The sequence below is a fragment of the Flavobacterium sp. Leaf359 genome (assembly GCF_001423985.1).
Lineage (GTDB): Bacteria > Bacteroidota > Bacteroidia > Flavobacteriales > Flavobacteriaceae > Flavobacterium > Flavobacterium lindanitolerans.
Genome location: NZ_LMPW01000012.1, coordinates 696,069 through 718,071, shown reverse-complemented (window position 1 = coordinate 718,071; position 22,003 = coordinate 696,069). Strand labels below are relative to the sequence as shown.

Genomic DNA, 22,003 nt, shown 5'->3' with positions numbered 1-22,003 from the left:
CGATTTTTCTACTAATGCCATGCATCGGTCATAATCTGCTTTGGCTTGCTTTCTGGCTCTGGCTTCTTCATAGTTTTCAAAGAAAACATGATTGGCTTTGTCATCAATATCATTCAGTTCATATGCCTTTTTAAAGCCTTTAAGTTTCACCTTAATGTTTTCATCAGCTGCCCTGATGGTGGCAAACTCATGAATCAAATCCAATACATCATGGGCGATATAAACCGTATCTGATGCATTGATTACTACTTTAGAATTTTCAGGTATTTCAGCCAAAGTCGTCTTTATTGCTGCCTTATTCAGGAAAGATACTTCTTGTGCCAGGTCTATTCTGATAACATCACCATCTTCAAATTTTTCTTTTCTGAAACGGTAGGCTCTTTTCAGGTTTCCTCTCAAGATAAACACAACACTGATAGCGATACCCAAAGCAACACCTTTTAGCAAATCCAGGAAAACAACTCCCAGTAGGGTTATAATGAAAGGAACAAACTGATACTTGCCTTTATGCCAGAAATGCATAAGCACGGTAGGTTTTGCTAATTTGTATCCTACCATCAAAAGAACGGCTGCCAGGGTTGCCAAAGGAATTTTGTTCAACAGAACCGGAATCGACAATACACTGATTAGTAATAAGACACCGTGAATAATGGTAGACATCTTGGATTTAGCTCCTGCATTTGCGTTTGCTGACGAACGGACTACAACCGAAGTCATAGGCAATCCTCCCAGGAATGAACTCAACATATTTCCAATTCCCTGAGCTTTCAACTCTACGTTAGTATCTGTATAGCGTTTTTGCGTATCCATCCTGTCTGATGCTTCAATACATAAAAGTGTTTCTATAGAAGCCACAATGGCAATCGTTGCACCCACAACCCAAACTTTGGGATTCATAAATCCGGCAAAGTCAGGAGTGACAATGATATTTTTGAAATCATCAAAAGATTGCGGAACCGGTAAAGAAACCAAATGTTCTTTAGAAATAGCCAGTGAGCTGCCGGAAGCTGTAAAAATTTCATTCAGCACTACACCTACTATAACAGCCACTAAAGCTCCCGGTACCAGTTTCATTTTTTTTAAGAAACTGAATTTGTCCCATGAAATCAGGATGGTCAAAGATATTAGCGTAATCAGAATGGCTCCCAGTTGCAGGTGTCCTAATGAATCCATTAAAGATTCCAGAGCATTGCCGCCACCTTTTTCCACGAAAGTTTCATCACCTTCAAAATCACTGTCGTAACCAACAGCATGTGGAATTTGCTTTAAAATAATGATGACACCAATACCCGCAAGCATACCCTCAATAACATTGGTAGGGAAATAATTTGAAATACTTCCCGCTTTGATAAAGCCTAATATTAATTGAAGCAAGCCGGCTATTAGTCCTGCCGTCAGGAATATATTGAAAGCACCTAAATCAGTAATAGCTGTCAAAACAATTGCAGTCAGGCCGGCTGCAGGGCCGGACACGCTGATATGTGACCGGCTTAAAAACCCGACAACTATACCCCCAACGATTCCAGCAATTATACCTGATAATGGTGGCGCTCCAGAAGCCAGGGCTATACCCAAACACAATGGCAATGCTACCAAGAAAACCACTAAACCAGAAGCAAAATCTGATTTAAGGTTAGCAAAAAGATTGATTTTTTTTGTCATACCTAAAAAAATTTAATACAAGGATTTTAGTCGCATTAAAAAATACGACCTCAGATTTTGAAGTATTCAAAATCCTAAATTGTATTAAACCTGTTCAGGCGGTGGAGAAAAGATAGTCGAAGCCGCATTATCATGTTTCAAACTGTGCTGTGAAATGATAAGGCTTGAAGAACTTTCTGTATAGTGTGAGAAAGTCAGGTAATCTGCAACTTTAAAGTCGGCTTTTAATTCTTTACAGCTATTGTGATTGTGCTGTTCTTCTTCCGACATGCTGTAAACCATAGATGTGTCAACGTCTTTTTTTATCAATCCTACAATGGTAGGAGTAACAATAAAAGTCATAAACATTAACAATACTATTTTAACAGCCAGTTTCATATGCGCGAAATTAGAGATTTAATTCTTATTTAAAAACATGATAAATTAATTTAATCAAATTTTAACAACAAAAAAGCAACAGCTAAAGTCGCTTAGCTGTTGCTTCTTTCATAGAAATCATCAAAATAATTTGCTGAAAAACGAACCGGCTTATATTTTTTCTTCCAGCCAGGCTTTCATCATCCAGATTGTTTTTTCCTGCTCTTTAATAAAGTCACTCATCATAGAATTGGTACCTTCGTCATTTGCATCTGCAGATTTCGACAAAAGGTCTCTTTCAATCTTTAAGAGGTCAGACAGCGAAGTAACAATCAGATGTACTGCTTCTTCATCTACAGAAATATTCTTCCCTACTTTTAGCTTGTTGTTCTTCATATAATCTTCGAAAGTATGAAGTGGCCTTCCGCCAATAGTAAGCACTCTTTCTGCTATCATATCAATTTTTAGCTGGGCATCGTTATATAATTCTTCAAACTTCACGTGGAGGTCAAAAAAACGTTTCCCTCTGATATTCCAATGTATACCTCTCAGGTTTTGATAATACACCTGAAAGCTGGATAACAATATGTTTAAATCGTTTGATATTTCTTCGGTTTCTTTAACTGGCAGTCCTAAAATATTCGTTTTCATTTCTGTTATTTTTATTGGTTCGTAAAATTTATCTACTATAAAGTTACAAAAAATAAGACAAAACAAATCATAAATAAATATTATAGTTTTTTATATTTGCATCATAAAATATTATACTAATGACAATCACACAATTATATTATGTTCTGGCAGTAGCCGAGAATAAGAACTTTACACTTGCCGCAGAAAAATGCTTTGTTACTCAGCCCACGTTGAGTATGCAAATCCAAAAACTCGAAGACGAACTCGGAGTTTTAATATTTGACAGGAGTAAAAAACCGATACAACTTACAGAAATAGGGCAAAAAATAGTAACTCAGGCTAAAAACATAGTCAATGAGTCTGACAGAATCCAGGATATTGTTGACCAGCAAAAGGGATTTATTGGAGGCGAATTCAAATTAGGGATTATTCCGACTATTATGCCTACGCTATTGCCGATGTTCCTGAATAATTTCATTAAAAAATACCCAAAAATAAAACTGATTATAGAAGAGCATAATACAGAGGAAATTATCACACGCCTCAAAAACGGCCATTTGGATGCCGCAATTGCGGCTACTCCTTTGGAAGATGAGAAAATCAAAGAAATTGTCTTGTATTATGAACCTTTTGTAGCTTATTTTCCTGAGAGCCACCATAGCTTCCATAAAGAAGAAATAGAAGTCGATGATATTGATGTCGATTCGCTATTGCTTTTGCAGGACGGACATTGTTTCCGGGACGGTATTTTAAATTTGTGTAAAAACGTAAACAATTCCGAAACATCGCCCTTCCAGATTGAAAGCGGAAGTTTTGAAACCCTGATTAAGCTGGCAGATGAAGGACTCGGTACTACGCTTCTTCCCTATTTGCACACTTTGGATTTAAAAGAAAAGGACAAGCTGAAATTACGCCATTTTAAGGAACCAAAACCAGCGCGTGAAGTCAGCCTTATATTTCCGAAAAGTGAGTTGAAAATACATATTATTGACGCTTTACGCCAGGTTATTGCCGGTGTTGTAAAAGGAGCAATCGTTTTTCAAAACGTGCAGATTATAAGTCCGCTATCCAAAAAGAATCAATAAAAGGAATTAAATAAAAAAGGAGCCGATTGGCTCCTTTTCTTATTTGTTAACAATTAATAGACATTGTTTCAATTCCGGTTTTTCGACTGTGTAGCTTAAAAGCCATTCCGTTAATTGCTCAATTTCATATGGAAGTAACGATCTTATCGCTTTTTCAAGCTCTTTGCAGAACAACAAGGGGTCGAAACTCACTCTTTCAAGAATAGATTTCGTATAAGCAAACATAGGTCTTGTCATAGTCAAAATTTAATTTGGAGGTTAATGCTTTTGTAAGAACGTTTGGTAAATTTACTGAAATTAAATACTCAATTCCCTAAAAAAACGTTAATTCACAAAAAGTATTGTATTAATTAACATTTAATTCTTGATTTCTAAATATTACAATCAAGCTTACTTCCTCGCCCTCAGCATTTCCCTTTTTCCTGGAGGTCCAGGCAGCTTTTCGGTTAAAAAACCTGCTTCTGTCATTGCATTTTTTATAGGACCCCGACAGGCATAAGTAACCAAAATGCCGTTAGGTTTTAATGCCGCATACATCTTTTGTAAAATTTCCAGGCTCCATAGTTCGGGCTGTACCCTAAATCCGAAAGCATCAAAATAAATCAGGTCGTATTGATTGGTGTCGGTTATTTCCTGAAACTTGATGTTTTGTTTCTCTAATGAAAAATCAGGAGACAGTATTTCCCTTTGGTTCCAATCGGATTCGTGCATCTTTAAAAAAATGTCTTTTTCACTTTCTGCATCCAATTCAGTCACATAATTCATTTTAAGCACATCTTCGGCTGCAACCGGATAGGCTTCAATTCCCGTATATTCTATCTTTTGCTGAAGTTTTTGGGCTTCCAGATAGGTTATAAAAGCATTGAGTCCGGTGCCAAAACCTATTTCTAAAATGGAAACGGACTGACCTTGAAATAAGGAAAGTCCGTTTTGTATGAATACATGTTTGGCCTCTTGTATTGCTCCGTGTTTTGAATGGTAGGTTTCGTTCCATTCGGGAAGCAGAATTGATGTCGAACCATCCGAAGTCTGGATAATTTCTCTTTTCATTATAGCCGCATGAATTTATTATTCTATAAACAATTTTTTGATTCTCGGAATCGGTCCGCTACATTTCACTTCATGGCAGGTAACGCAAGCCGATACCGCTTTGTTGAAATGAGCCTTGGCATTCTTAGGGTCTTCATAAATCTGCTCCTGGGCTTTGATAAAAACAGCTGCCTGTTCTTTAAAAAAGGCATCGTTTTCAGCCTCATCCGTCATGGCTCTTTTATGAATTTCTAAGAAGTGAGAAGGAAACTTGCCAATGGTATCGCCATTTTTAATACGTTCTTTCAAACGCTGGTTATCCACATACATTTGTTCCATAAGAGCGGCCATTTCAGACATCTCATACATCTCAAACTCTTTTGCTCCTGTAGTTTTTTCAGGAACTTCTTTTTTAACAGCGGGCTGCGCTTCTTCTTTCTTATTACAGCTTGAAAAGGCCATAATAATTCCGGAAATCAAAAGGTATTTTTTCATTATTTGCTGATTAAAACTCCGTCAGCCTGGAAAGCATACGTAATTTTAGGCTGAGTAATTTTATCTATTTCTTCCTGAGATTTTCCACCATCTTTTGCGTAGTGCTTTAACTCGGCAACAGAGATTTCGTCAACAAAAGCTCTGCCGCTAACGATTGCCTCCTGGCTGTCAGCATTTAATGGAACAAAAAAACCGTAATCTTTGAAACGCACAAAAGATTCTGCCTGACCCGGTAATTCCATCTTCATCCAGCATCCTTTTTTCTTGCAGACAGAGTTAATTTTCGATTTGAATTTCACCGCTATCGTGTCACCTTTTTTCATAGACTTGTATTTCTGGAACATCTGTTCTTTACTTAAAGCCTTGTCAGCTAAAATCTTATCTCCAAATGATGCATACTCAACTTTTATTTCCTTAGCCGGAGTCACTTCGATTACTTCATCTCCTTTAGCCGCAGTTTTAGCATCAACTTCAGGAGTTTGTGTTGCTTCTACAGGTGCTACGGCAACTGAATCTGTCTTAGGCAGACTATCGGCCGGTGTCTGAATCGTTTCTTCTGTTTTTTCTGTTTCTTTATTTTTATCGGCACAGCTTGCAAAAATTGCCAGCGAACAAGCCAAAACAAATATATTTTTCATGATTAGGATATATTTTTTTAATTCGTTACAAAAATAGAGAGTTTCCTCAAAAGTAACGCCCTCCTGATTAATAAATTTTAAGTTTCATTGCTAATTATACAAGATTTTGAATCTGGTACAATCAATTCACAAAAAGCAACAGACAAGTTGGAATATAATTGCCTTTTTATCCAAAAACTTTCCAATTTTTATTAATTTAGCATTGATTATAACTATTGAAAATCAGCATTCAACCATTAACAAAAACAGCTGGTTTTCAATTATTTAAAACCTAAACCAACCTCACACCAATGAATCTAAAAAATAATCCCGAAATTGACATTATCAGGGCATCATCAACCAAGATTAATGATGTTGATTTCGAAAATCTTGTCTTCGGAAACATCTTTACTGACCATATGCTGGTTTGTGATTATAAAGATGGAAAATGGCAAAAGCCTGTCATCAGGCCTTATGAGCCATTCCTTCTGGATCCTTCGGCAAAAGTCTTCCACTACGGACAAGCTATATTTGAAGGTATGAAAGCCTACAAAGACAATAATGATGACGTCTGGCTTTTCAGACCGGATGAAAACTTTGACCGATTTAATAAGTCGGCAGTAAGAATGGCCATGCCTGAGGTTCCTGAAGAAGTATTTTTAGGCGGGCTTCATGAAATTTTAAAAATAGAAAAAGACTGGGTTAAAAAAGGAAAAGGCAATACGCTTTACATCCGTCCTTTTATGATTGCAACGGGCACGGGTGTTGTAGCCGCCCCATCATCACAATATCGTTTTATGATTATCCTTTCTCCTGCAAAATCCTATTATTCCGGAGAAGTAAAAGTAATCATCGCCGAACATTACAGCCGTGCTGCTAACGGCGGTATTGGTGCTGCAAAAGCAGCAGGGAATTATTCAGCTCAATTCTATCCGACACAATTGGCCAATAAAGACGGTTTCCAGCAGATTATCTGGACAGACGATGCCACGCATACAAAATTGGAAGAAGCAGGAACTATGAACGTTTTCTTCAGAATTAACAACACCCTGTTTACGGCACCAGCCAGCGAAAGGATTTTGGACGGTGTAACCCGAAAAAGCCTTATCACTCTTGCTGAAAAAGAAGGCATTGACATACAGGTACGTTCCGTTTTGGTTTGGGAATTGGTGGAAGCAGCTAAAAATGGTACTCTGAAAGAAATCTTTGGCGCAGGAACCGCCGCTGTAGTTAATCCGATTGTTGGGTTCTCTTATAAAGGCGAATATTTCGAGCTTCCAAAAGTCGAAGACTCCATTGCTTTGCAATTGAAAGAAAAACTGACCAATATTCAGTACAAACTGGCGGAAGACCCTTTTGATTGGACGGTAAAAATCTAAAATAAAAAATCCCGAATATTTTCGGGATTTTTTTTATTTCAATATCAGAGAGAAATCAGGCTTAAAATAATTTGGCCCTTTCATCACTTTTCCGTCTTCACGGTAAATCGGCTTTCCGTCCTCTCCCAGCTTGCTCATATTACTACGTTGGATTTCATCAAAAACCTCTTCAATCTTATGCTGTAATCCGTGCTCAATGATAGTTCCGCATAAAATATAAAGCATGTCGCCTAAAGCATCAGCAATTTCAATTTTATCATCATTCTGAACGGCTTCAAGATATTCCTCGTTTTCTTCTTTCATCAAATTGTAGCGTAGCAAGTTTTTGCTTTCGCCTAAATCTCCCTTAGGAGTCTCACTTACGCCAAGGCCAAATGCCTGGTGGAATTCTTTTACTGCATTGAGTTGTTTCTGCATGATTTTCAAAAATTAAATGGTACTGCAAAATACTGACTTTTGGATACAAATAATTACTTTTGCACAAAAACTTATCCACTATGTTTACTCAAGGTCAATGGACTTTTGCCGGCTTCTTTGTTATCGCATTTATTGTAGCAATGATTTATGCCTACCGAAAAGATTTGAAACTACACAAGATATTTTATAAAAGAAGTTATCTGGTTTTATTAGGCTTTTTAGCTTTTATCGGATTGCTTTTTGTTATAAAGGTTTATTTGAAGCATTAAACCGGTTATTTATTTCAGATTATACGGCTGTTTTATCAGCAAAATTCTTTTGCCTTTATTATTATGTTTACTATCGTCTTTAATTTAGTTTAACAGGATTTTGCTTTTCCCATTTTTCCCAAGCGTTTTTGTCGCCTTTCAACCATTTAATATATTGCTCTATAATAGTAGCGGATATGAAGTCATTTTCAAATGCTTTTTTTCCAATATGCCGATCTTGAAAATATTTAAGCAATCTGGAGCCTCCATTGATTCCCCAATTATTTCTAATCCACATACCTAATCCCCCACCATGAGCATTAAAACTGGTGGAGCCTTTAGCTTCGGTGAGCTTTTTTTTGCTTTCAAAACCCAATATTTTGTCCAATTCAGTATTGCATTCATACAGATTTTTTGGAATATAAAAGTTACCTATTTTATCTAAGGTAAGACGTTTTTTGTATTCTTCCTCTTCTTTTTTCTTCGCCTTTATAGTTTCTTTCTCTGCAATTTTATTATCAAAACTTCTGTAACCACCATAAAAATTATCAACGTAAATTTTATCAATTCCTTTGGGAATGAAATCGGCATTGAATACTGTATTATTAATATAGTTAATAATTTTTTGCTGGTCAAAAATCGGATCTGTTGAGATACTATCTATTTCAAATTTTCCGCTGCGGTTCATATAGCCTGATAATTTTATTTTATGCAATTTATATTTAATATAATCCTCAGCATATAATGAAATATACTTTAGATTTGACATTTCACTTATTGTTTGAGATAGTTTTTTCATGTTTTGAGTATTTTCTATATCAGTAATATACTTGAAGGGATATTTATAAGAAGACGTAAGGCTTCGTTTTACCTCAACATTTTTAATTTTGGGATAGAGAGAATCAAAATTTATTTTTGACTGAATAATATTCAGGTTATTTAAATCAAACAGAGTGACCTTTTTTCTACCATCTGTAATATAAATTGTATCGTTTTTATTGAATACATAATTCTTATTTAGGAATTTATCCTGCTCAGTGACACTCTCATTGTATTCCAAAAAGGTTGCCCTAGAAGGTTTAAACAATTGATCTCTATTTTCGTAAAACATTTCACATTTTTCTTTTTGACGGTCACAATCGATAAACTCTTCAGTAGTATACGTTTTTGTAAGTTTACCATCAAGATATATAGTTACATCTTTATGCTCCTCACCACGGTAATAAACCTTGTTTTTAATATAAATGATTTTTCTTCCATCATTGCTTATTGCCACAAAAAAGGGCTCACTATCCCATAAATCAAACGAGCGGTTAATTTTATAGAAATTTTTACGTTCGCCTTTATCATTATAGACAACAAAAGATTCTCCCTTTAAATTGGGTACCATATTATCATATGAAAATGATTTTAGTTTATATATCCCATTGGAAGAGAAGGTTTCTGAGCTAGAAGCTAATCCTCCTGAAATCTGACAATGTAAGGATTGCAGAGATAACATGGCTATTATAAGATAAATTTTTTTCATGTGGTGTATAATATTTAGGTTGTTAAATTTTGAATAGTATCGAATAGGCATTTCAAATTAATTTGCCTGCAGCATTATGTCACTCAATTTTTGGACATTGTTGTTTTAAGGAAATTTCAAAAGTAGTATTGAAAGGAATTTCTTCGGTCTGGCAACTTAGGAACAGGAATATTCCCGACACGAGAAAATAAGGTGTGCGTTTAAGCTGTTTCATGTTATTGGCTTTTAGATACTTATTTTGGCGTGGGAGATATTCAAATATAAACAAAAATGTTTTCAAAAAAAAACTAAATAAAAAAGCCCCAAATAGTTATGTCCTATTTGGGGCTGCTTTTAAGCTTTAATTGCTGTTAGTTTTCTTCAGGCAAGAAACCATATGTTTTAGAATAATACAACATCTGCTCAGCAAACGTTTTAGGCTGTTGGATTTCAAAAGAAATGATTTCTCCTTTGGCATCTGTTTTAGGAACCAAAACCGGATTTACAAATCCGCTGTAAGGTGCCGATTTGAATTTCTTGTTTCTTTCCAAAACTTCCTTATGCAATTTCTGGTCTACTTTTACACCATAGTTTTCTACTAATGCTTTTCCGGCTGCAAAATCACCTTCCGATTTGATTCGTTGGGTTTCTCTCAACAGCTGACCAAAAAGTTCGTGAAGTTTTTCGTAGTTTGTAATATTAAAATACGTTTTACCGTCACGGGTAATCTTTTCAATTACATTATCTTTTTTACCTTTTTCAAAAACCCAGGCACTCACCCACTGGCGGTTTCTCATGTGCGCTTCTTCAATGTCAGCTCCCGGCTCCAAACGAATCAACTGTGTCATCAATCCATTTCTGATATAACCGTCATAAGCTGCCATACCTACTTTTTTCCAATCGTCAACCAGGCCTAGCTCTTGTAGTTTTGGATTGTACAAATAATACAAACCAACCAGGTCAGCCCTTCCTTCTTCCAAAGTTGAAGCATAACTTTTCAATGTTTCTTTTGGCGTTCCTACACCCGGATTGATTTGTCCGGAAGCATGGCCTACCACTTCGTGCAATGCCGTATGCAATTTGTCTGCAACTTCACCATATTTTTCTTCCAGTTCAATTTCTTCCTTATCGTTTGCAAATTCTTTCAAACGGTCAGAACCACCTGCATGGTTATAAGCATCTACAATATTTCCTAAAGAAACCGATTTAGAACCATGTTCAGCACGAATCCAGTCCGCATTTGGAAGATTGACACCAATTGGAGTACTAGGTGAAGAATCACCTGATTCGCCAGCTACGACAACCACCTTGTAAGATACACCTACAACATTTTTCTTTTTATGCTCCGGCATTAGGGTTGAATTGTCTTCAAACCATTGTGCATTGGAAGAAATCACTTCCATTTTTTTAGACATATCGAAGTCTTTAATCTGTACAACCGATTCGTAAGAACCTCTGTAACCTAGCGGGTCGTTATATACTTCAATAAATCCGTTGATGTAGTCAATATTTCCTTCCGTAGCTTCCGTCCAGGCGATGTTGTAATCGTCCCATGTTTTTAAATCTCCGGTTTTATAATATTTAATCAAGAGGCCAATCGCATCACCTTGTTTTTTATTCTCAGCAACTCCCTGTGCTTTTTCCAACCAGTAAATAATTTTATCGATAGCCGGTCCGTACATACCACCGCTTTTCCATACTTTTTCTTCAATCTGGCCACTGGCATTACGCACTAATTTTGAGTTCAGTCCAAAAGAATACGGTCTTTTAGCATCCGGACTTTTCTTTGTCTTGTAATATTCCTCAGCCTCTTTATCTGTAATTCCCTTATCATAAAAGTTTACTGCAGAACCAGCGAGCAATCCTTTTGATTCATCCAGGTTTACTTTTTTAGCATCCTGATTGTTAAACAGGATTTCTACTATTTCCGGGGCGAGTGTCGTTTTTGTTTCCGACAGTAATTTTTGGAAATACTCCTTCGTAAAAGCAGGTTTAATCTTATCGCTGGAATAATGGTGGTGGATTCCGTTAGAAAACCATACCCTTTTCAAATAGATTTCAAAATTTTTCCAGTCTTCCGAAGCCTTATCTCCTTTATAATTTTCATAGATGCTCTCTAAGGCTTTCCTAATTTTTAAATTGTGCTTGTAGTTTTGATCCCAATGAATATCACGGCCCGCCATACCAGCCTGCGTCAGATAATAAACGAGTTTTTGCTCTTTGAGGGTAAGCTTTTCCCAACCCGGAACCTGATAACGCAATACTTTTATATCTGCAAACTGCTCGACTTCATATTGAAAATCTCCTGTGTTTGCCGCGACTTCTTTCGGCTCTTCTTTGTCTTTTCCGCAAGAGACAAGAAATGCCGATGCAAGAAACATTCCTGCAATGGTTTTTAATTTCATATGCTCAGTTTTAGTTACTAAAAAACAAATATAATGATTTCCTAACGGAACTGAAGCGAGATATTCTACCAATCGATATCAAACTATTTTTCTTACTTTTGTATTGCGAAAAGTGCCTAATAAAAAACCTTATGAAAATACTGAAATACATATTGCTCCTTATTCTTCTTGCTGTTATTGGATTGACTGTTTATATAGCAACCCAGCCCGGTGAATATGAATCCGAACAAAGCAGAATAATCAAGGCGCAGAAATCTGTTGTCTTCAGTTATGTCAACGATTATAAAAACTGGGAAGATTTTGGTTCCTGGAAAGATGATGACCCTAACATGCAGTTTACTTATTCTGACACAACTATAGGGAAAGGTGCTTTTTATACATGGAAAGGCAGTTCCGGTGAAGGAAAAACCGAAACAGTATTTGAAAAAGAAAACGACAGTATTGCACAAAAAACCACTTTTTCAGGTAACGAAGGCAAAGCCTATCTTACATTTAAAGACACCGTTGGCGGTACGAAAGTCACATGGCACTCACAAGGAAAGCTAAGTTTCATGGATAAAGCCTATGCAATATTTAAAGGCGGTGCAAAGAAGATGGTTGGCGATATGCAGGAACGCACCCTTGCCAAACTGGATAAGGTCATTTCTTATGAAATCAACACCTACTCAATACAGGTGGATGGTGTTGTACAGAAATCAGGAGGTTATTATTTCCAGCAAAAAGTGACCTGCAAAATTTCAGAAGTCCAAAAAAATGTTGGAATCATATTGCCGAGCATGCTTCGCTTTTTTAAAGATAATAATATTGCGCTAACAGGTAGTCCTTTTATTCTTTACAATACCTACGACGTTCCAAACAATAAGGCAAGTTTTTCTGTATGTCTTCCAATGCGCGAAGAGATTTTTACTGCAGAAGGAAGCGATTACACAAGTGGTAAGCTAGAACCTTTCCAGGCTTTGAAAACAACCTTAAAAGGAGACTATTCGCACGGAAAAGAAGCCTGGGATAAAGCTCTGGCCCATATCAAAAAGAACAACCTGACTGAAAATAAATCAGGAAGCTATATTGAGGTTTATGTAACTTCTGCTGCACAGGTAAAGAATCCTTCAAAATGGATCACAGAAATTTATGTTCCGGTTGGACAATCTGCCCCAACAGAAGCGGTTACAACACCAGCCGTTAGCGGAACTTCTGTAAAAACAACTACATCGGCAACCAATACAACAAAAACTGTAACTCCAGCCAAACCGGTTGTTAAAGAAAATCAGGTCATAGAATAAAAACCAATAGATACCAAAAGCCGGACAATCGTCCGGCTTTTTTATTGGATAGTTTAATTCAGTATTAAACCTTTTCCGTTATCTTTAGTCTTACTTAAAAAAAGAAATTGCTTTTGCTGGACGAACAGGCTTTCATAAAAGAATTATTGGACCCTAAAACGCAGAATAAAGCGTTTCAGACATTGCTGTCATCCTATCAGAAACCTTTATACAGCCATATCCGTAATATTGTCCTAAACCATGATGATGCTGACGACGTATTGCAAAATACATTCTTAAAAGTATTCCAACATTTGAAAAACTTTAAAGGCGAAAGTAAATTATTTTCCTGGCTGTACCGGATTGCCACCAATGAAGCCATAACGTTTCTGAACGCAAAAGCCAGGCGGAATGGTATGACCAATGAAAATTTCCAGCAAAAACAAATTGAAAGCCTGAAAGCCGATGATTATTTCGAAGGCGATGAAATACAGCTAAAGTTACAGAAAGCCATAGCAACACTTCCTGAAAAGCAGCAGTTGGTTTTTAAGATGCGCTATTTTGAAGAATTAAAATATGAAGAATTATCTGAAATCCTGGACACTTCTGTAGGTGCCTTAAAAGCCTCATACCATCATGCGGTAAAGAAAGTAGAAGAATATATGCTCAAACATTAAACCTTTTCAGATTTATAAAGTCAAAAGAATATGAACTCATTTAATTTAGAAAACGGACCAAAAATAAAGCCGGGATTCAAAACTCCCGATAACTATTTTGAAAACTTTTCGGAACAGATGCTAGCCAGGATTGACTCCAATGAAAAACCGGTACGCTCAATTTTCCAGAGAAGGAAAAACTGGTTTATGGCTGCAGCGGCTGTGCTTATAATTGGATTTGCAATTCCTTTTCTAAACAAACCTGCCAACAATGCTGCTATCGATGGTGAAAGTTTAGAAAATTACCTGGCCTACCAATCTACTATAAGCCAATACGACCTGATTAATCTTCTGGACAAGGAAGATATCGAAGCATTGGAATCTGACCTTAAAATTGATGATGCCGTTGTAGAAAGTGCCCTGTCCGACAATACTAATTTAGAAAACTACTTAACAGAATAATTATGAAAAATCTATTTCTTATTTTGCTCGTTTTTGGATTAACTGCTTCTGCCCAGGACGATAAAAGAGAACAAATCAAGTCCTTAAAAACGGCTTTTATAACTACTGAACTTTCGCTCACTTCTGATGAAGCTGCAAAATTCTGGCCTGTCTATAATGCATTTGATGAGAAGCAATTCGAATTAAAACATCAGAAAATGCGTGCCTTAGGAAAAAAACTGGATGCGATGGATGCGATGACAGACAAGGAGGCTTTGGCTCTTATCAACCAGATGGAAGATTATGAAAACGAATTGTTTCAAAACAGAAGAAAATTGGTCAGCAGCCTGAAAACAATACTCTCGCCTGTAAAAATCTTAAAACTGAAAAAGGCGGAAGATGATTTCAACCGAAAATTATTACGTCAGTACAAAGACAAAGGTCCTAGAAAATAGGACCTTATTTTTTGAATTTTATCCTGACAATCTTATTCTTTCCGGCAGCAATTGCCATGTTATTGTCAATAAAACGAATCGTATATAAATCTTTATCTTTAGAAAATTGCTTCCAGGTAGCACCATTGTCTGAAGAATATTGCAATCCGGAAAAACCAACCGTCACCAGCTGTTTCCCTCCCGACTCGGGAACAAACTGCACACAGGAAGCATATCCAAACCCTGTATTGTCTCCTATTAATGTCCAGGTTTTACCGCCATTTATGGTCAACGCCTTATTTTTTGAGTTCAGTTCTGGCTTTTCATAATTCCCACCCACAATAAATCCGATATTTTCATCATAGAAATCGGCTGAAAAAATGCCTGTCATTGCTTCACCCTGAACAATCGGGGTTGTTGAAACCTCCCATGAATTTCCTTTATCTGAAGTATAAAAAATTCTGGCTCGCTTTCCTCCTGAAACAATCCATGCCGCATTGTTCCTCACAATAAGGTTTGTATTACTGGCTGCGAAAGCAGCTTCCCCTTCGGCTATTTTTGGAAGTTTCTCACAAGGTATTTTCTGCCATGTATTTCCGGAATCTCTAGTAATAATCACAGAAAAGCAGCCACCAATAGGGTCGCCCACGGCTATACCTTCTTTATCATTCCAAAATTGCATTGAATCATAAAAGGCTTTTTCGTTGTCGTCTTTATAAACCAGCTTCGTTTCGGAGCCATCTTTCGCTATTTTGTAAAGCAATCCGGGAGTGCCAACGCTCATCACAAAAATAGCACTGCTGTTTTTTGCAATACTTCTAAACTCAGGATTGACCGTATCTTTTGAAATCGTTTTTTGAAATTTCTCTTTAGAAGTTAAATCGTAGTAGCCATATTTTCCCTTATCGGCAGCATACCATAGCTTATCATTTTCTATCAGAATTGCCCTGATACTAAAATTATCCTGCCAAAGCGTATCAATAATAACATCTGAAAAATAATGGTTTTTTTCAGGTTTTATTTCATGCTTGCATTGGGTAAATGCAACGGATAGTAAAAAAATACACAGTACTTTTTTCATGGTTGTTTTTGGTTATAGGCTGCAAAGAAACGAAAGAACTCATAACAAACTCAAAATCATCACTTACAATCAGCAAAAAGCAAAAAAATTCGTTGAAATGCATTTATAACACAAAACGAAAGAATGCTGTAAAATTTTAGACTAAAAAACAGTAAAAATCAATTATTCACGAAAGAAAAAAAATTGTTGAAAAAATCGCATCATATAAAGAATAAAAAAAACAGTAACACAATTATACTCTTTATATTTTAGATAAATTATAAAACTTCAAATTTATTTTTAATTGTTCTAAATAAATCTTGTTTGCTTGTTTTTTGAGAATTACTTTTGCACCAAATTTTAAACTTAAACAAATCTCACTACAATGAATAAGCTTATAATAACGCTCGCCATTGTTTTATTTAGCGCCATAACCTTTGCGCAAAACGGAACATTAAATGGACGGGTTGTTTCTACAGACAATACCCCACTTGAATCTGTAACAGTTACTGTAAATGGCACAAGATTCGGAACCCAGACCGGTACTGATGGTAAGTTCGAAATACAGAACATAAAGCCAGGCGATTATACCTTAAAAATTGCCTTTGTTGGATATACCTCTAAAGAAGTAGCTTTCACTATCACAGAAAATGCAATCACAACTTTAGAAAACATTTCACTGAACAGCAAGAATGAAACATTGGCAGAAGTGGTAATTACCGGCAACATTAACAGATATACCAAAGCAGAAAGCAATTATGTCTCCAAAATGCCAATCAAAAATCTGGAAAACGCACAGGTGTATAGTGTGGTTACCAAAGAGCTGATGAAAGACCAATTGGTGGTTAATCAGGATGAAGCTCTAAAAAACATTCCGGGATTATACCAATTATGGGCTTCAACCGGCCGTGTTGGCGATGGAGGTTCTTACTTTTCATCCCGCGGATTCATTACCCAAAGTTTATTAAGAAATGGTATTGCCGGAAAAATCACAAATAACGTCGATGCTTCAAACCTGGAAAGATTGGAAAGTATCAAAGGGCCGTCTGCCACTCTTTTTGGTAGTTTACTTACTTCTTACGGAGGTTTGATTAACCGTGTCACTAAAAAACCTTATGACAACTTTGGCGGTGAGATTTCATACCAGGCAGGAAGTTTTGGATTAAACCGGATTACTGCGGATGTCAATACACCAATCAATGATGACAATACTGCTTTGCTAAGAGTAAATGCAGCTTATAATAATGCCAATACTTTTCAGGATTATGGCCATACAAGAAGCTACTTTTTTGCGCCATCATTCTCTTACCAGGTCAATGAAAAACTTTCCATCTCTATTGATGCAGAATTATCGAATGTTGATGCTTCATCAATGCCTTTAATTTACATTCCATTTGACAAAACTCCAAACAGTTTAGGTCTTCACAGTGCCACTGATATTAAAATGAACTGGAAACGTTCATTTGTAGGCGATGAATTTATGATGAATACCAAAACAGCCAATATTTTTGCTGAGGCTAACTACCAAATGTCTGACAACTGGAAATCACAGTCTGTATTCAGCACCAGCTCCAATCAGTCTGTAGGACCACAAACCTGGTTCTACCTGTTGGGAAATAATGAAATGTCAAGAAACGTATGGAATATTGATGGTAGAGACAACATCATCGAATTCCAACAGAACTTTAACGGAGAATTTGACCTTTTTGGAATGAAACACAGATTCCTGCTTGGTGGCGACATCTACCGTATGGAAAGCAAAGTAGGTTATGGATACCTTCCTACCTTCTTTTACTTTGACACGGTAAATTATGCAGGACCTAACGACAATTATTACAACTTCACGCCGCAAGCCACAGAAGCTTTGTTTGCGCAGGGAACGCATTACAAGACCCATAACTCACTAACAACATACAGTGCCTATATTTCTGATGTAATTAATATTACCGACAGATTGATTCTTTCAGCAGCCTTACGTTTTGACCATTATAACAACGATGGAAATTTTGACCCGGCTGCCAATACAACATCCGGTGCTTTCTCCCAAAATGCACTGTCTCCAAAATTTGGTGCCGTATATCAAATCGTAAAAGACCAGGTTTCTGTTTTCGGAAACTACCAGAACAGTTTTAAAAACATTGGTTACCAATTGGCTGATGTAAACGGAACTCCGCAACTAAAAGCTTTTGACCCGGAACAGGCCAACCAGTTTGAAGCCGGAGTAAAAATCAATACGTTCCAAAATAAGCTAAGTGCTTCTTTCAGTTATTATAATATTGAAGTTAAAGACATTCTTAGAGCCGGACAATTAGCCAATACAAGCGTTCAGGACGGTAACCAGACCAGCAAAGGTTTTGAAGCCGAAATTACTGCCAACCCAATTCCGGGATTGAACTTTATCATTGGCTATGCGTTCAACAACAGCAAAATCAACAATGCTGCTCCTAATGTAAACGGCCTTAGACCAGAAACTGCAGGTCCGGAAAACATGATTAACTATTGGATTAGCTACAGTTTGCAGACAACCAAAATGAAAGGTCTGGGCTTTGGTTTTGGAGGTAATTATGCGGATAAGACGTTTATTTATAACAGAAATCCTACGGGTTCAGGAAATAGTGCTGACGTACAGACATTCTCTTTGCCATCCTACGCGGTTATTAATGCAGCATTGTATTATGACCAGCCAAAATACAGGCTTTCCCTAAAAGTAAATAACCTGACAGATGAATTGTATTTTAACGGTTATACTACAATCAACGTACAGGCTCCAAGAACCTTTATGGGAAGCGTTTCTTATAAATTCTAAATGGGTTTTAAAAAAAATATAAGATTCTTACACAAATGGCTCGGACTCACCTCCGGGCTTATTGTGTTTATAGTGAGTATCACTGGTTCAATTTTCTGTTTTCACGATGAAATCAAAGATCTGACAAGAGATTACAGAAAAGTAAACATTGAGGACAAATCTTATATTTTAGCTTCAGAATTACAGTCGAAAGCCAAAACAATGTTTCCGGAAGCCACTGCCGACATGGTTGTTTTTTACGGAAAAGACAGACCCGCCATTGTTTATTCATCTATTGGCGGCAAACCTTATAATTTATATTTTAATCCTTATTCCGGTGCATTTTTAAAACAGGAAAGCATAGAAGATGATTTTTTTGCCATTATAGAAGACCTCCATATGCATCTCTGGCTACCACCGGAAATTGGAAAGCATGTTGTTGGAATAGCAACAATTATTTTTATCATCATGCTTATTTCAGGAATTATTTTATGGTGGCCAAAAAAACGTAAGGACTTAAAAAACAGAATCCGGATTAAATGGAAAGCCAAATGGCGACGCGTGAATTATGACTGGCACAATGTAACCGGATTCTACATCTCGCTATTCGTATTGGTAATTGCGCTGACTGGGCTGACATTTTCTTATGAGTGGATGCATAAAACAATGTACTTTGTTGGAAACCTTGGACAGGAATATCCAAATGATGACTTTTCACCGGCAATCGATTCTACATTGGTACCAAATACAAAAGCCAATCCAATGGATATTGCCCTTTCACAAGCTTATAAAGCCAAACCAAACGACGAAATGTTTTTTGTATGGTATCAGGGTGAAAAATCAGCAATCATAACAGGTTCTTATCCGGATGCTCTGGATTTTGATCATCAGTCCAATCTGTATTTTCATCCAAAAACCGGAGAACTCCTGAATACGGATTTATATGAAAATAAAAGTCCCGGAACACAGTTACAGGAAATGAATTACGGATTGCATACCGGGCAATACTTTGGCCTAACCGGAAAAATAATTGCTTTTATACTCAGCTTGCTTGCGGCTGCCCTGCCAATTACCGGATTTATAATTTTCTGGGGAAGAAGAAATAAAAAGGCAAAAAAATAATCTGTGGCAAAGAAGAAAAACAAATACGGCTTTAAGCATTGGATTGGAAAAATACATCTTTGGCTTGGAATGGCTTCAGGCTTGGTTGTACTGTTGCTTTCCGTTACCGGCTGTATTTATGTTTTTAGCGTTGAGATTACAGAAGCACTACGCAAAGACGTTATGTATGTTTCCAAAACGGAATCCGCGCCCATTCCCATTTCAAAGCTTTGGGACGATACACAGAAAAAAATCGGAAACAATCTTAAAATTTCCAGAGTAAAGGTTTCTAACAATCCTGAAAAAACATGGGTTTTTGGCTGCTATAAGAAAAATGAAAATGCAATTACCTATTTTGGAGCAATTGACTATTACAAGTCGGTTTATGTAAATCCCTATTCCGGAGAAATTCTGGCGGTTTACGATGAAGAAATGGACTTTTTCAATATTGTGAAATTTATCCATTGGAGTCTTTTGCTGGAGGTAGGTCTTGGACAACAGATTGTAGGCTGGTCCACATTCACTTTTGCCATCATGCTCATTACGGGAATTATTTTATGGTGGCCCAAAAACAAAGCCGCACGCAAGCAGCGTTTTAAATTCCAATGGAAAGAAACCACAAATTGGAGAAGAAAAAATTATGACATCCACAATATTTTCGGTTTCTATATCGCTACAATCGCATTAATCATAGCCTTTACCGGAATGGTATGGGCATTTTCATGGTTCCAGGCTGCCGTTTATGTAGCCGGTTCCGGCACAACTGAACGGCCGGAAGTCGTAACAAAAGAAGCGGATAAAAATCTTCCGAAAATTTCCAATGCAATGGAGGCCGTTCTGGAAAAAACAAAACTGGCTTATCCCGATGCCGATGCTTTCAGCTTAAGAAAACCTGCCGATTCTTTAGCAACTATGGATGTTTATGTCCAGCAAAACGAAAACACTTATTATGTTTCACATGAAATGCGTTTTGACCAAAAATCCGGAGAGATTCTATTGAACAGAAACCATTCCCAAAAAAATTTCGGAGAAAAATTAATTACGGCTAACTATGACCTGCATGTTGGGGCAATTCTTGGAATTCCCGGAAAAATAATCGCTTTCATTGCAAGCTTTATCTGCGGCATGTTACCTGTAACAGGATTTTTAATCTGGTATGGCAGAAAGTTCAAGAAAAAAACCAAGAGGGCTAATTAGCTTGATTTCTAAAATATGTTGGTATTCAATGCCATAGATTACACAGATTAGGATGATTCATGCCAAAAATCAGTGGAAATATTTCTAATCTGTGGCAAAATTAAAATTACCTGCTACAAAGTTCCTAATAAGGTATGGCAGAAAGTTCAAGAAGGCTAATTAGCGTGATTTCTAAAATCTGTTGGTATTAAATGCCACAGATTACACAGATTAGGATGATTCATGCCAAAAATCAGTAAAAATATTTCTAATCTGCGGCAAAAATTAAAATTACCTGCTACAAAGTTATTAATCAGATATGGCAGAAAGTTCAAGAAAAAAATCAAGAGGGCTAATTAACGTGATTTCTAAAATCTGTTGGTATTAAATGCCACAGATTACACAGATTAGTATGATTCTAAAAATTATGAGAAACTTTGCATCAAAAAGATTCTAGTAAACTATAGTGTTTTGCGACTTTGCGGCTTTGCGAGCAACTATTCTCTCGCAAAGCCACAAAGTCGCTAGCCCAATCTGCTTAATTATTTTAATCTGTGGCTAAATAAAAAATTAAATTGCTTCTGGTATCTTAAACTAGTTAACTTTAGCTTTAGCCTTGCTGTCAAACATATAAATCCATAACAGCCTTGAATATCTGAAATTAATCGTGCATAACAGAAATGCTGCGGCAACGATAAACAAAAGGCTGTGTACTAAACTTGTAACAAACAATCTGGAAATAAAAAAAGTAGCTACCATTTCTCCAACAGCCAGCGCATAGCTCACATACATTGCCCCAAAGAAAAAACCGGGTTCTTTTACAAACTTATGTCCGCATTCTGAACATTCCGGGTGCATTTCGGGCATCTGGAATAAAAATGGATTGCCGTTTGTTTTAAATACTTTTCCTTTTCCACAGTGAGGACACTTATTCTGAATTACATTTTTTAAGAATGACATAACTCTATTGTTTTATTAGGACAAAGTTCCGAAACAAAATACCCTCCAACAATAGGCTAATTACGCTAAAATTTGTATTATTAGGACATTTTAAAATTTTTCCCCTACCTTTATGCTATGGAAATGATTAGCGTTTTAGACATCAGTCAGTTAAAATTGGGCGAAGGCCAAAAGGATTTTTATGTCAACAGGATTCCTCCCCATATAGCAGAGAATCACAGCAAGATAACCCGTCCTCACAAACACAATTCCTATCTGACAATTCTATTTACGAAAGGTTCCGGAAGGCATGAAATT

The 22,003-nt window shown here is 36.6% G+C and carries 23 protein-coding genes and 1 pseudogene; 11 read left to right on the top strand and 13 right to left on the bottom strand.

What is annotated here, in order from left to right; all coding sequences use genetic code 11:
- The 3 genes from ASG38_RS11720 to ASG38_RS11710 form a co-directional block, all read right to left on the bottom strand.
- On the bottom strand, nt 1-1,662 hold a 1,662-nt coding region (locus ASG38_RS11720; protein ID WP_082482208.1), incomplete at its 3' end, for a SulP family inorganic anion transporter.
- A gap of 84 nt (nt 1,663-1,746) precedes the next feature.
- Complete coding sequence (locus tag ASG38_RS11715) at nt 1,747-2,040, bottom strand: hypothetical protein (protein ID WP_056070956.1); 294 nt, start codon at nt 2,038-2,040, stop codon at nt 1,747-1,749.
- 150 nt (nt 2,041-2,190) lie between these two features.
- Nucleotides 2,191-2,670 (bottom strand): Dps family protein, encoded by a 480-nt coding sequence (locus tag ASG38_RS11710; RefSeq protein WP_056070953.1) that lies wholly within the window; start codon nt 2,668-2,670, stop codon nt 2,191-2,193.
- A 119-nt stretch (nt 2,671-2,789) separates the two neighbouring features.
- Here ASG38_RS11710 and ASG38_RS11705 point away from each other — a divergent pair, with 119 nt between their 5' ends.
- Nucleotides 2,790-3,737 carry a hydrogen peroxide-inducible genes activator gene (locus tag ASG38_RS11705; protein WP_056070950.1) on the top strand — a complete coding sequence of 316 codons (948 nt, stop codon included), beginning with the start codon at nt 2,790-2,792 and terminating at the stop codon, nt 3,735-3,737.
- A 39-nt stretch (nt 3,738-3,776) separates the two neighbouring features.
- Here ASG38_RS11705 and ASG38_RS18300 read toward each other — a convergent pair whose 3' ends face one another.
- The 4 genes from ASG38_RS18300 to ASG38_RS11685 all read right to left on the bottom strand — a co-directional run bounded on the left by ASG38_RS18300 (nt 3,777) and on the right by ASG38_RS11685 (nt 5,899).
- On the bottom strand, nt 3,777-3,974 hold the full coding sequence (locus ASG38_RS18300; protein ID WP_056070947.1) for a hypothetical protein: 198 nt from the start codon (nt 3,972-3,974) through the stop codon (nt 3,777-3,779).
- Between the two features lie 153 nt (nt 3,975-4,127).
- Entirely contained in the window at nt 4,128-4,787 is a 660-nt protein-coding gene (mnmD, locus tag ASG38_RS11695) for a tRNA (5-methylaminomethyl-2-thiouridine)(34)-methyltransferase MnmD (RefSeq protein WP_056070945.1), read from the bottom strand.
- 18 nt (nt 4,788-4,805) lie between these two features.
- A complete protein-coding gene (locus tag ASG38_RS11690; RefSeq protein WP_056070942.1) occupies nt 4,806-5,261 on the bottom strand; it encodes a hypothetical protein in 456 nt (151 codons plus the stop codon).
- On the bottom strand, nt 5,261-5,899 hold the full coding sequence (locus tag ASG38_RS11685) for a DUF4920 domain-containing protein (protein WP_082482207.1): 639 nt from the start codon (nt 5,897-5,899) through the stop codon (nt 5,261-5,263). The genes ASG38_RS11690 and ASG38_RS11685 overlap by 1 nt, the downstream gene beginning before the upstream one ends.
- A 290-nt stretch (nt 5,900-6,189) precedes the next feature.
- Between ASG38_RS11685 and ASG38_RS11680 the strand changes: the two genes are divergently transcribed.
- Nucleotides 6,190-7,257 (top strand): branched-chain amino acid aminotransferase, encoded by a 1,068-nt coding sequence (locus ASG38_RS11680; RefSeq protein ID WP_056070939.1) that lies wholly within the window; start codon nt 6,190-6,192, stop codon nt 7,255-7,257.
- Between the two features lie 33 nt (nt 7,258-7,290).
- Here the strand turns inward: ASG38_RS11680 and ASG38_RS11675 are convergent, their stop codons facing one another.
- A complete protein-coding gene (locus ASG38_RS11675) occupies nt 7,291-7,674 on the bottom strand; it encodes a nucleoside triphosphate pyrophosphohydrolase family protein (protein WP_056070937.1) in 384 nt (127 codons plus the stop codon).
- A gap of 80 nt (nt 7,675-7,754) precedes the next feature.
- Here ASG38_RS11675 and ASG38_RS11670 point away from each other — a divergent pair, with 80 nt between their 5' ends.
- A complete protein-coding gene (locus ASG38_RS11670; RefSeq protein ID WP_056070933.1) occupies nt 7,755-7,943 on the top strand; it encodes a hypothetical protein in 189 nt (62 codons plus the stop codon).
- Between the two features lie 79 nt (nt 7,944-8,022).
- On the opposite strand, the gene ASG38_RS11665 is transcribed toward ASG38_RS11670, so the two are convergent.
- The 3 genes from ASG38_RS11665 to ASG38_RS11660 form a co-directional block, all read right to left on the bottom strand.
- A complete protein-coding gene (locus ASG38_RS11665) occupies nt 8,023-9,450 on the bottom strand; it encodes a DUF6794 domain-containing protein (RefSeq protein ID WP_157486157.1) in 1,428 nt (475 codons plus the stop codon).
- A 79-nt stretch (nt 9,451-9,529) separates the two neighbouring features.
- Nucleotides 9,530-9,664 (bottom strand): hypothetical protein, encoded by a 135-nt coding sequence (locus ASG38_RS18385; RefSeq protein WP_255354207.1) that lies wholly within the window; start codon nt 9,662-9,664, stop codon nt 9,530-9,532.
- 136 nt (nt 9,665-9,800) lie between these two features.
- Entirely contained in the window at nt 9,801-11,834 is a 2,034-nt protein-coding gene (locus ASG38_RS11660; protein WP_056070929.1) for a dihydrofolate reductase, read from the bottom strand.
- Between the two features lie 131 nt (nt 11,835-11,965).
- Here ASG38_RS11660 and ASG38_RS11655 point away from each other — a divergent pair, with 131 nt between their 5' ends.
- From ASG38_RS11655 to ASG38_RS11640, 4 genes are all read left to right on the top strand, one after another.
- Complete coding sequence (locus ASG38_RS11655) at nt 11,966-13,114, top strand: SRPBCC family protein (protein WP_056070925.1); 1,149 nt, start codon at nt 11,966-11,968, stop codon at nt 13,112-13,114.
- A 113-nt stretch (nt 13,115-13,227) separates the two neighbouring features.
- A complete protein-coding gene (locus ASG38_RS11650) occupies nt 13,228-13,770 on the top strand; it encodes an RNA polymerase sigma factor (protein WP_056071443.1) in 543 nt (180 codons plus the stop codon).
- Nucleotides 13,771-13,800: 30 nt separating this feature from the next.
- On the top strand, nt 13,801-14,211 hold the full coding sequence (locus ASG38_RS11645; protein WP_056070923.1) for a hypothetical protein: 411 nt from the start codon (nt 13,801-13,803) through the stop codon (nt 14,209-14,211).
- 2 nt (nt 14,212-14,213) lie between these two features.
- Nucleotides 14,214-14,645 (top strand): hypothetical protein, encoded by a 432-nt coding sequence (locus tag ASG38_RS11640; protein ID WP_056070920.1) that lies wholly within the window; start codon nt 14,214-14,216, stop codon nt 14,643-14,645.
- A 4-nt stretch (nt 14,646-14,649) separates the two neighbouring features.
- Here ASG38_RS11640 and ASG38_RS11635 read toward each other — a convergent pair whose 3' ends face one another.
- Nucleotides 14,650-15,705: an oxidoreductase gene (locus tag ASG38_RS11635; protein ID WP_056070917.1), complete on the bottom strand. Its 1,056-nt coding sequence runs from the start codon at nt 15,703-15,705 to the stop codon at nt 14,650-14,652.
- Nucleotides 15,706-16,069: 364 nt separating this feature from the next.
- Between ASG38_RS11635 and ASG38_RS11630 the strand changes: the two genes are divergently transcribed.
- Genes ASG38_RS11630 through ASG38_RS11620 form a run of 3 tightly spaced genes read left to right on the top strand, consistent with a single transcriptional unit; the run spans nt 16,070 to nt 20,767 of the window.
- Nucleotides 16,070-18,490, top strand: a complete 2,421-nt coding sequence (locus tag ASG38_RS11630; protein WP_056070914.1) for a TonB-dependent receptor — start codon at nt 16,070-16,072, stop codon at nt 18,488-18,490.
- The gene (locus tag ASG38_RS11625) at nt 18,491-19,591 is read left to right on the top strand and encodes a PepSY domain-containing protein (protein WP_056070911.1); all 1,101 of its coding nucleotides are present in this window, start codon (nt 18,491-18,493) and stop codon (nt 19,589-19,591) included. It abuts the gene before it with no gap.
- Between the two features lie 3 nt (nt 19,592-19,594).
- A complete protein-coding gene (locus tag ASG38_RS11620; protein ID WP_056070908.1) occupies nt 19,595-20,767 on the top strand; it encodes a PepSY domain-containing protein in 1,173 nt (390 codons plus the stop codon).
- A 573-nt stretch (nt 20,768-21,340) separates the two neighbouring features.
- Here the strand turns inward: ASG38_RS11620 and ASG38_RS11615 are convergent.
- Complete coding sequence (locus ASG38_RS11615; protein ID WP_056070906.1) at nt 21,341-21,706, bottom strand: DUF983 domain-containing protein; 366 nt, start codon at nt 21,704-21,706, stop codon at nt 21,341-21,343.
- A 117-nt stretch (nt 21,707-21,823) separates the two neighbouring features.
- Between ASG38_RS11615 and ASG38_RS18020 the strand changes: the two are divergent.
- Nucleotides 21,824-22,003 (top strand): annotated as a pseudogene (locus tag ASG38_RS18020) (AraC family transcriptional regulator); the annotation flags it as partial.

Bases quoted from the DNA above. Each gene is read 5' to 3' on its own strand.
- ASG38_RS11715 (WP_056070956.1), bottom strand. From the start codon at position 2,040: ATGAAACTGGCTGTTAAAATAGTATTGTTAATGTTTATGACTTTTATT.
- ASG38_RS11710 (WP_056070953.1), bottom strand. From the start codon at position 2,670: ATGAAAACGAATATTTTAGGACTGCCAGTTAAAGAAACCGAAGAAATA.
- ASG38_RS11705 (WP_056070950.1), top strand. From the start codon at position 2,790: ATGACAATCACACAATTATATTATGTTCTGGCAGTAGCCGAGAATAAG.
- ASG38_RS18300 (WP_056070947.1), bottom strand. From the start codon at position 3,974: ATGACAAGACCTATGTTTGCTTATACGAAATCTATTCTTGAAAGAGTG.
- mnmD (WP_056070945.1), bottom strand. From the start codon at position 4,787: ATGAAAAGAGAAATTATCCAGACTTCGGATGGTTCGACATCAATTCTG.
- ASG38_RS11690 (WP_056070942.1), bottom strand. From the start codon at position 5,261: ATGAAAAAATACCTTTTGATTTCCGGAATTATTATGGCCTTTTCAAGC.
- ASG38_RS11685 (WP_082482207.1), bottom strand. From the start codon at position 5,899: ATGAAAAATATATTTGTTTTGGCTTGTTCGCTGGCAATTTTTGCAAGC.
- ASG38_RS11680 (WP_056070939.1), top strand. From the start codon at position 6,190: ATGAATCTAAAAAATAATCCCGAAATTGACATTATCAGGGCATCATCA.
- ASG38_RS11675 (WP_056070937.1), bottom strand. From the start codon at position 7,674: ATGCAGAAACAACTCAATGCAGTAAAAGAATTCCACCAGGCATTTGGC.
- ASG38_RS11670 (WP_056070933.1), top strand. From the start codon at position 7,755: ATGTTTACTCAAGGTCAATGGACTTTTGCCGGCTTCTTTGTTATCGCA.
- ASG38_RS11665 (WP_157486157.1), bottom strand. From the start codon at position 9,450: ATGAAAAAAATTTATCTTATAATAGCCATGTTATCTCTGCAATCCTTA.
- ASG38_RS18385 (WP_255354207.1), bottom strand. From the start codon at position 9,664: ATGAAACAGCTTAAACGCACACCTTATTTTCTCGTGTCGGGAATATTC.
- ASG38_RS11660 (WP_056070929.1), bottom strand. From the start codon at position 11,834: ATGAAATTAAAAACCATTGCAGGAATGTTTCTTGCATCGGCATTTCTT.
- ASG38_RS11655 (WP_056070925.1), top strand. From the start codon at position 11,966: ATGAAAATACTGAAATACATATTGCTCCTTATTCTTCTTGCTGTTATT.
- ASG38_RS11645 (WP_056070923.1), top strand. From the start codon at position 13,801: ATGAACTCATTTAATTTAGAAAACGGACCAAAAATAAAGCCGGGATTC.
- ASG38_RS11640 (WP_056070920.1), top strand. From the start codon at position 14,214: ATGAAAAATCTATTTCTTATTTTGCTCGTTTTTGGATTAACTGCTTCT.
- ASG38_RS11635 (WP_056070917.1), bottom strand. From the start codon at position 15,705: ATGAAAAAAGTACTGTGTATTTTTTTACTATCCGTTGCATTTACCCAA.
- ASG38_RS11630 (WP_056070914.1), top strand. From the start codon at position 16,070: ATGAATAAGCTTATAATAACGCTCGCCATTGTTTTATTTAGCGCCATA.
- ASG38_RS11625 (WP_056070911.1), top strand. From the start codon at position 18,491: ATGGGTTTTAAAAAAAATATAAGATTCTTACACAAATGGCTCGGACTC.
- ASG38_RS11615 (WP_056070906.1), bottom strand. From the start codon at position 21,706: ATGTCATTCTTAAAAAATGTAATTCAGAATAAGTGTCCTCACTGTGGA.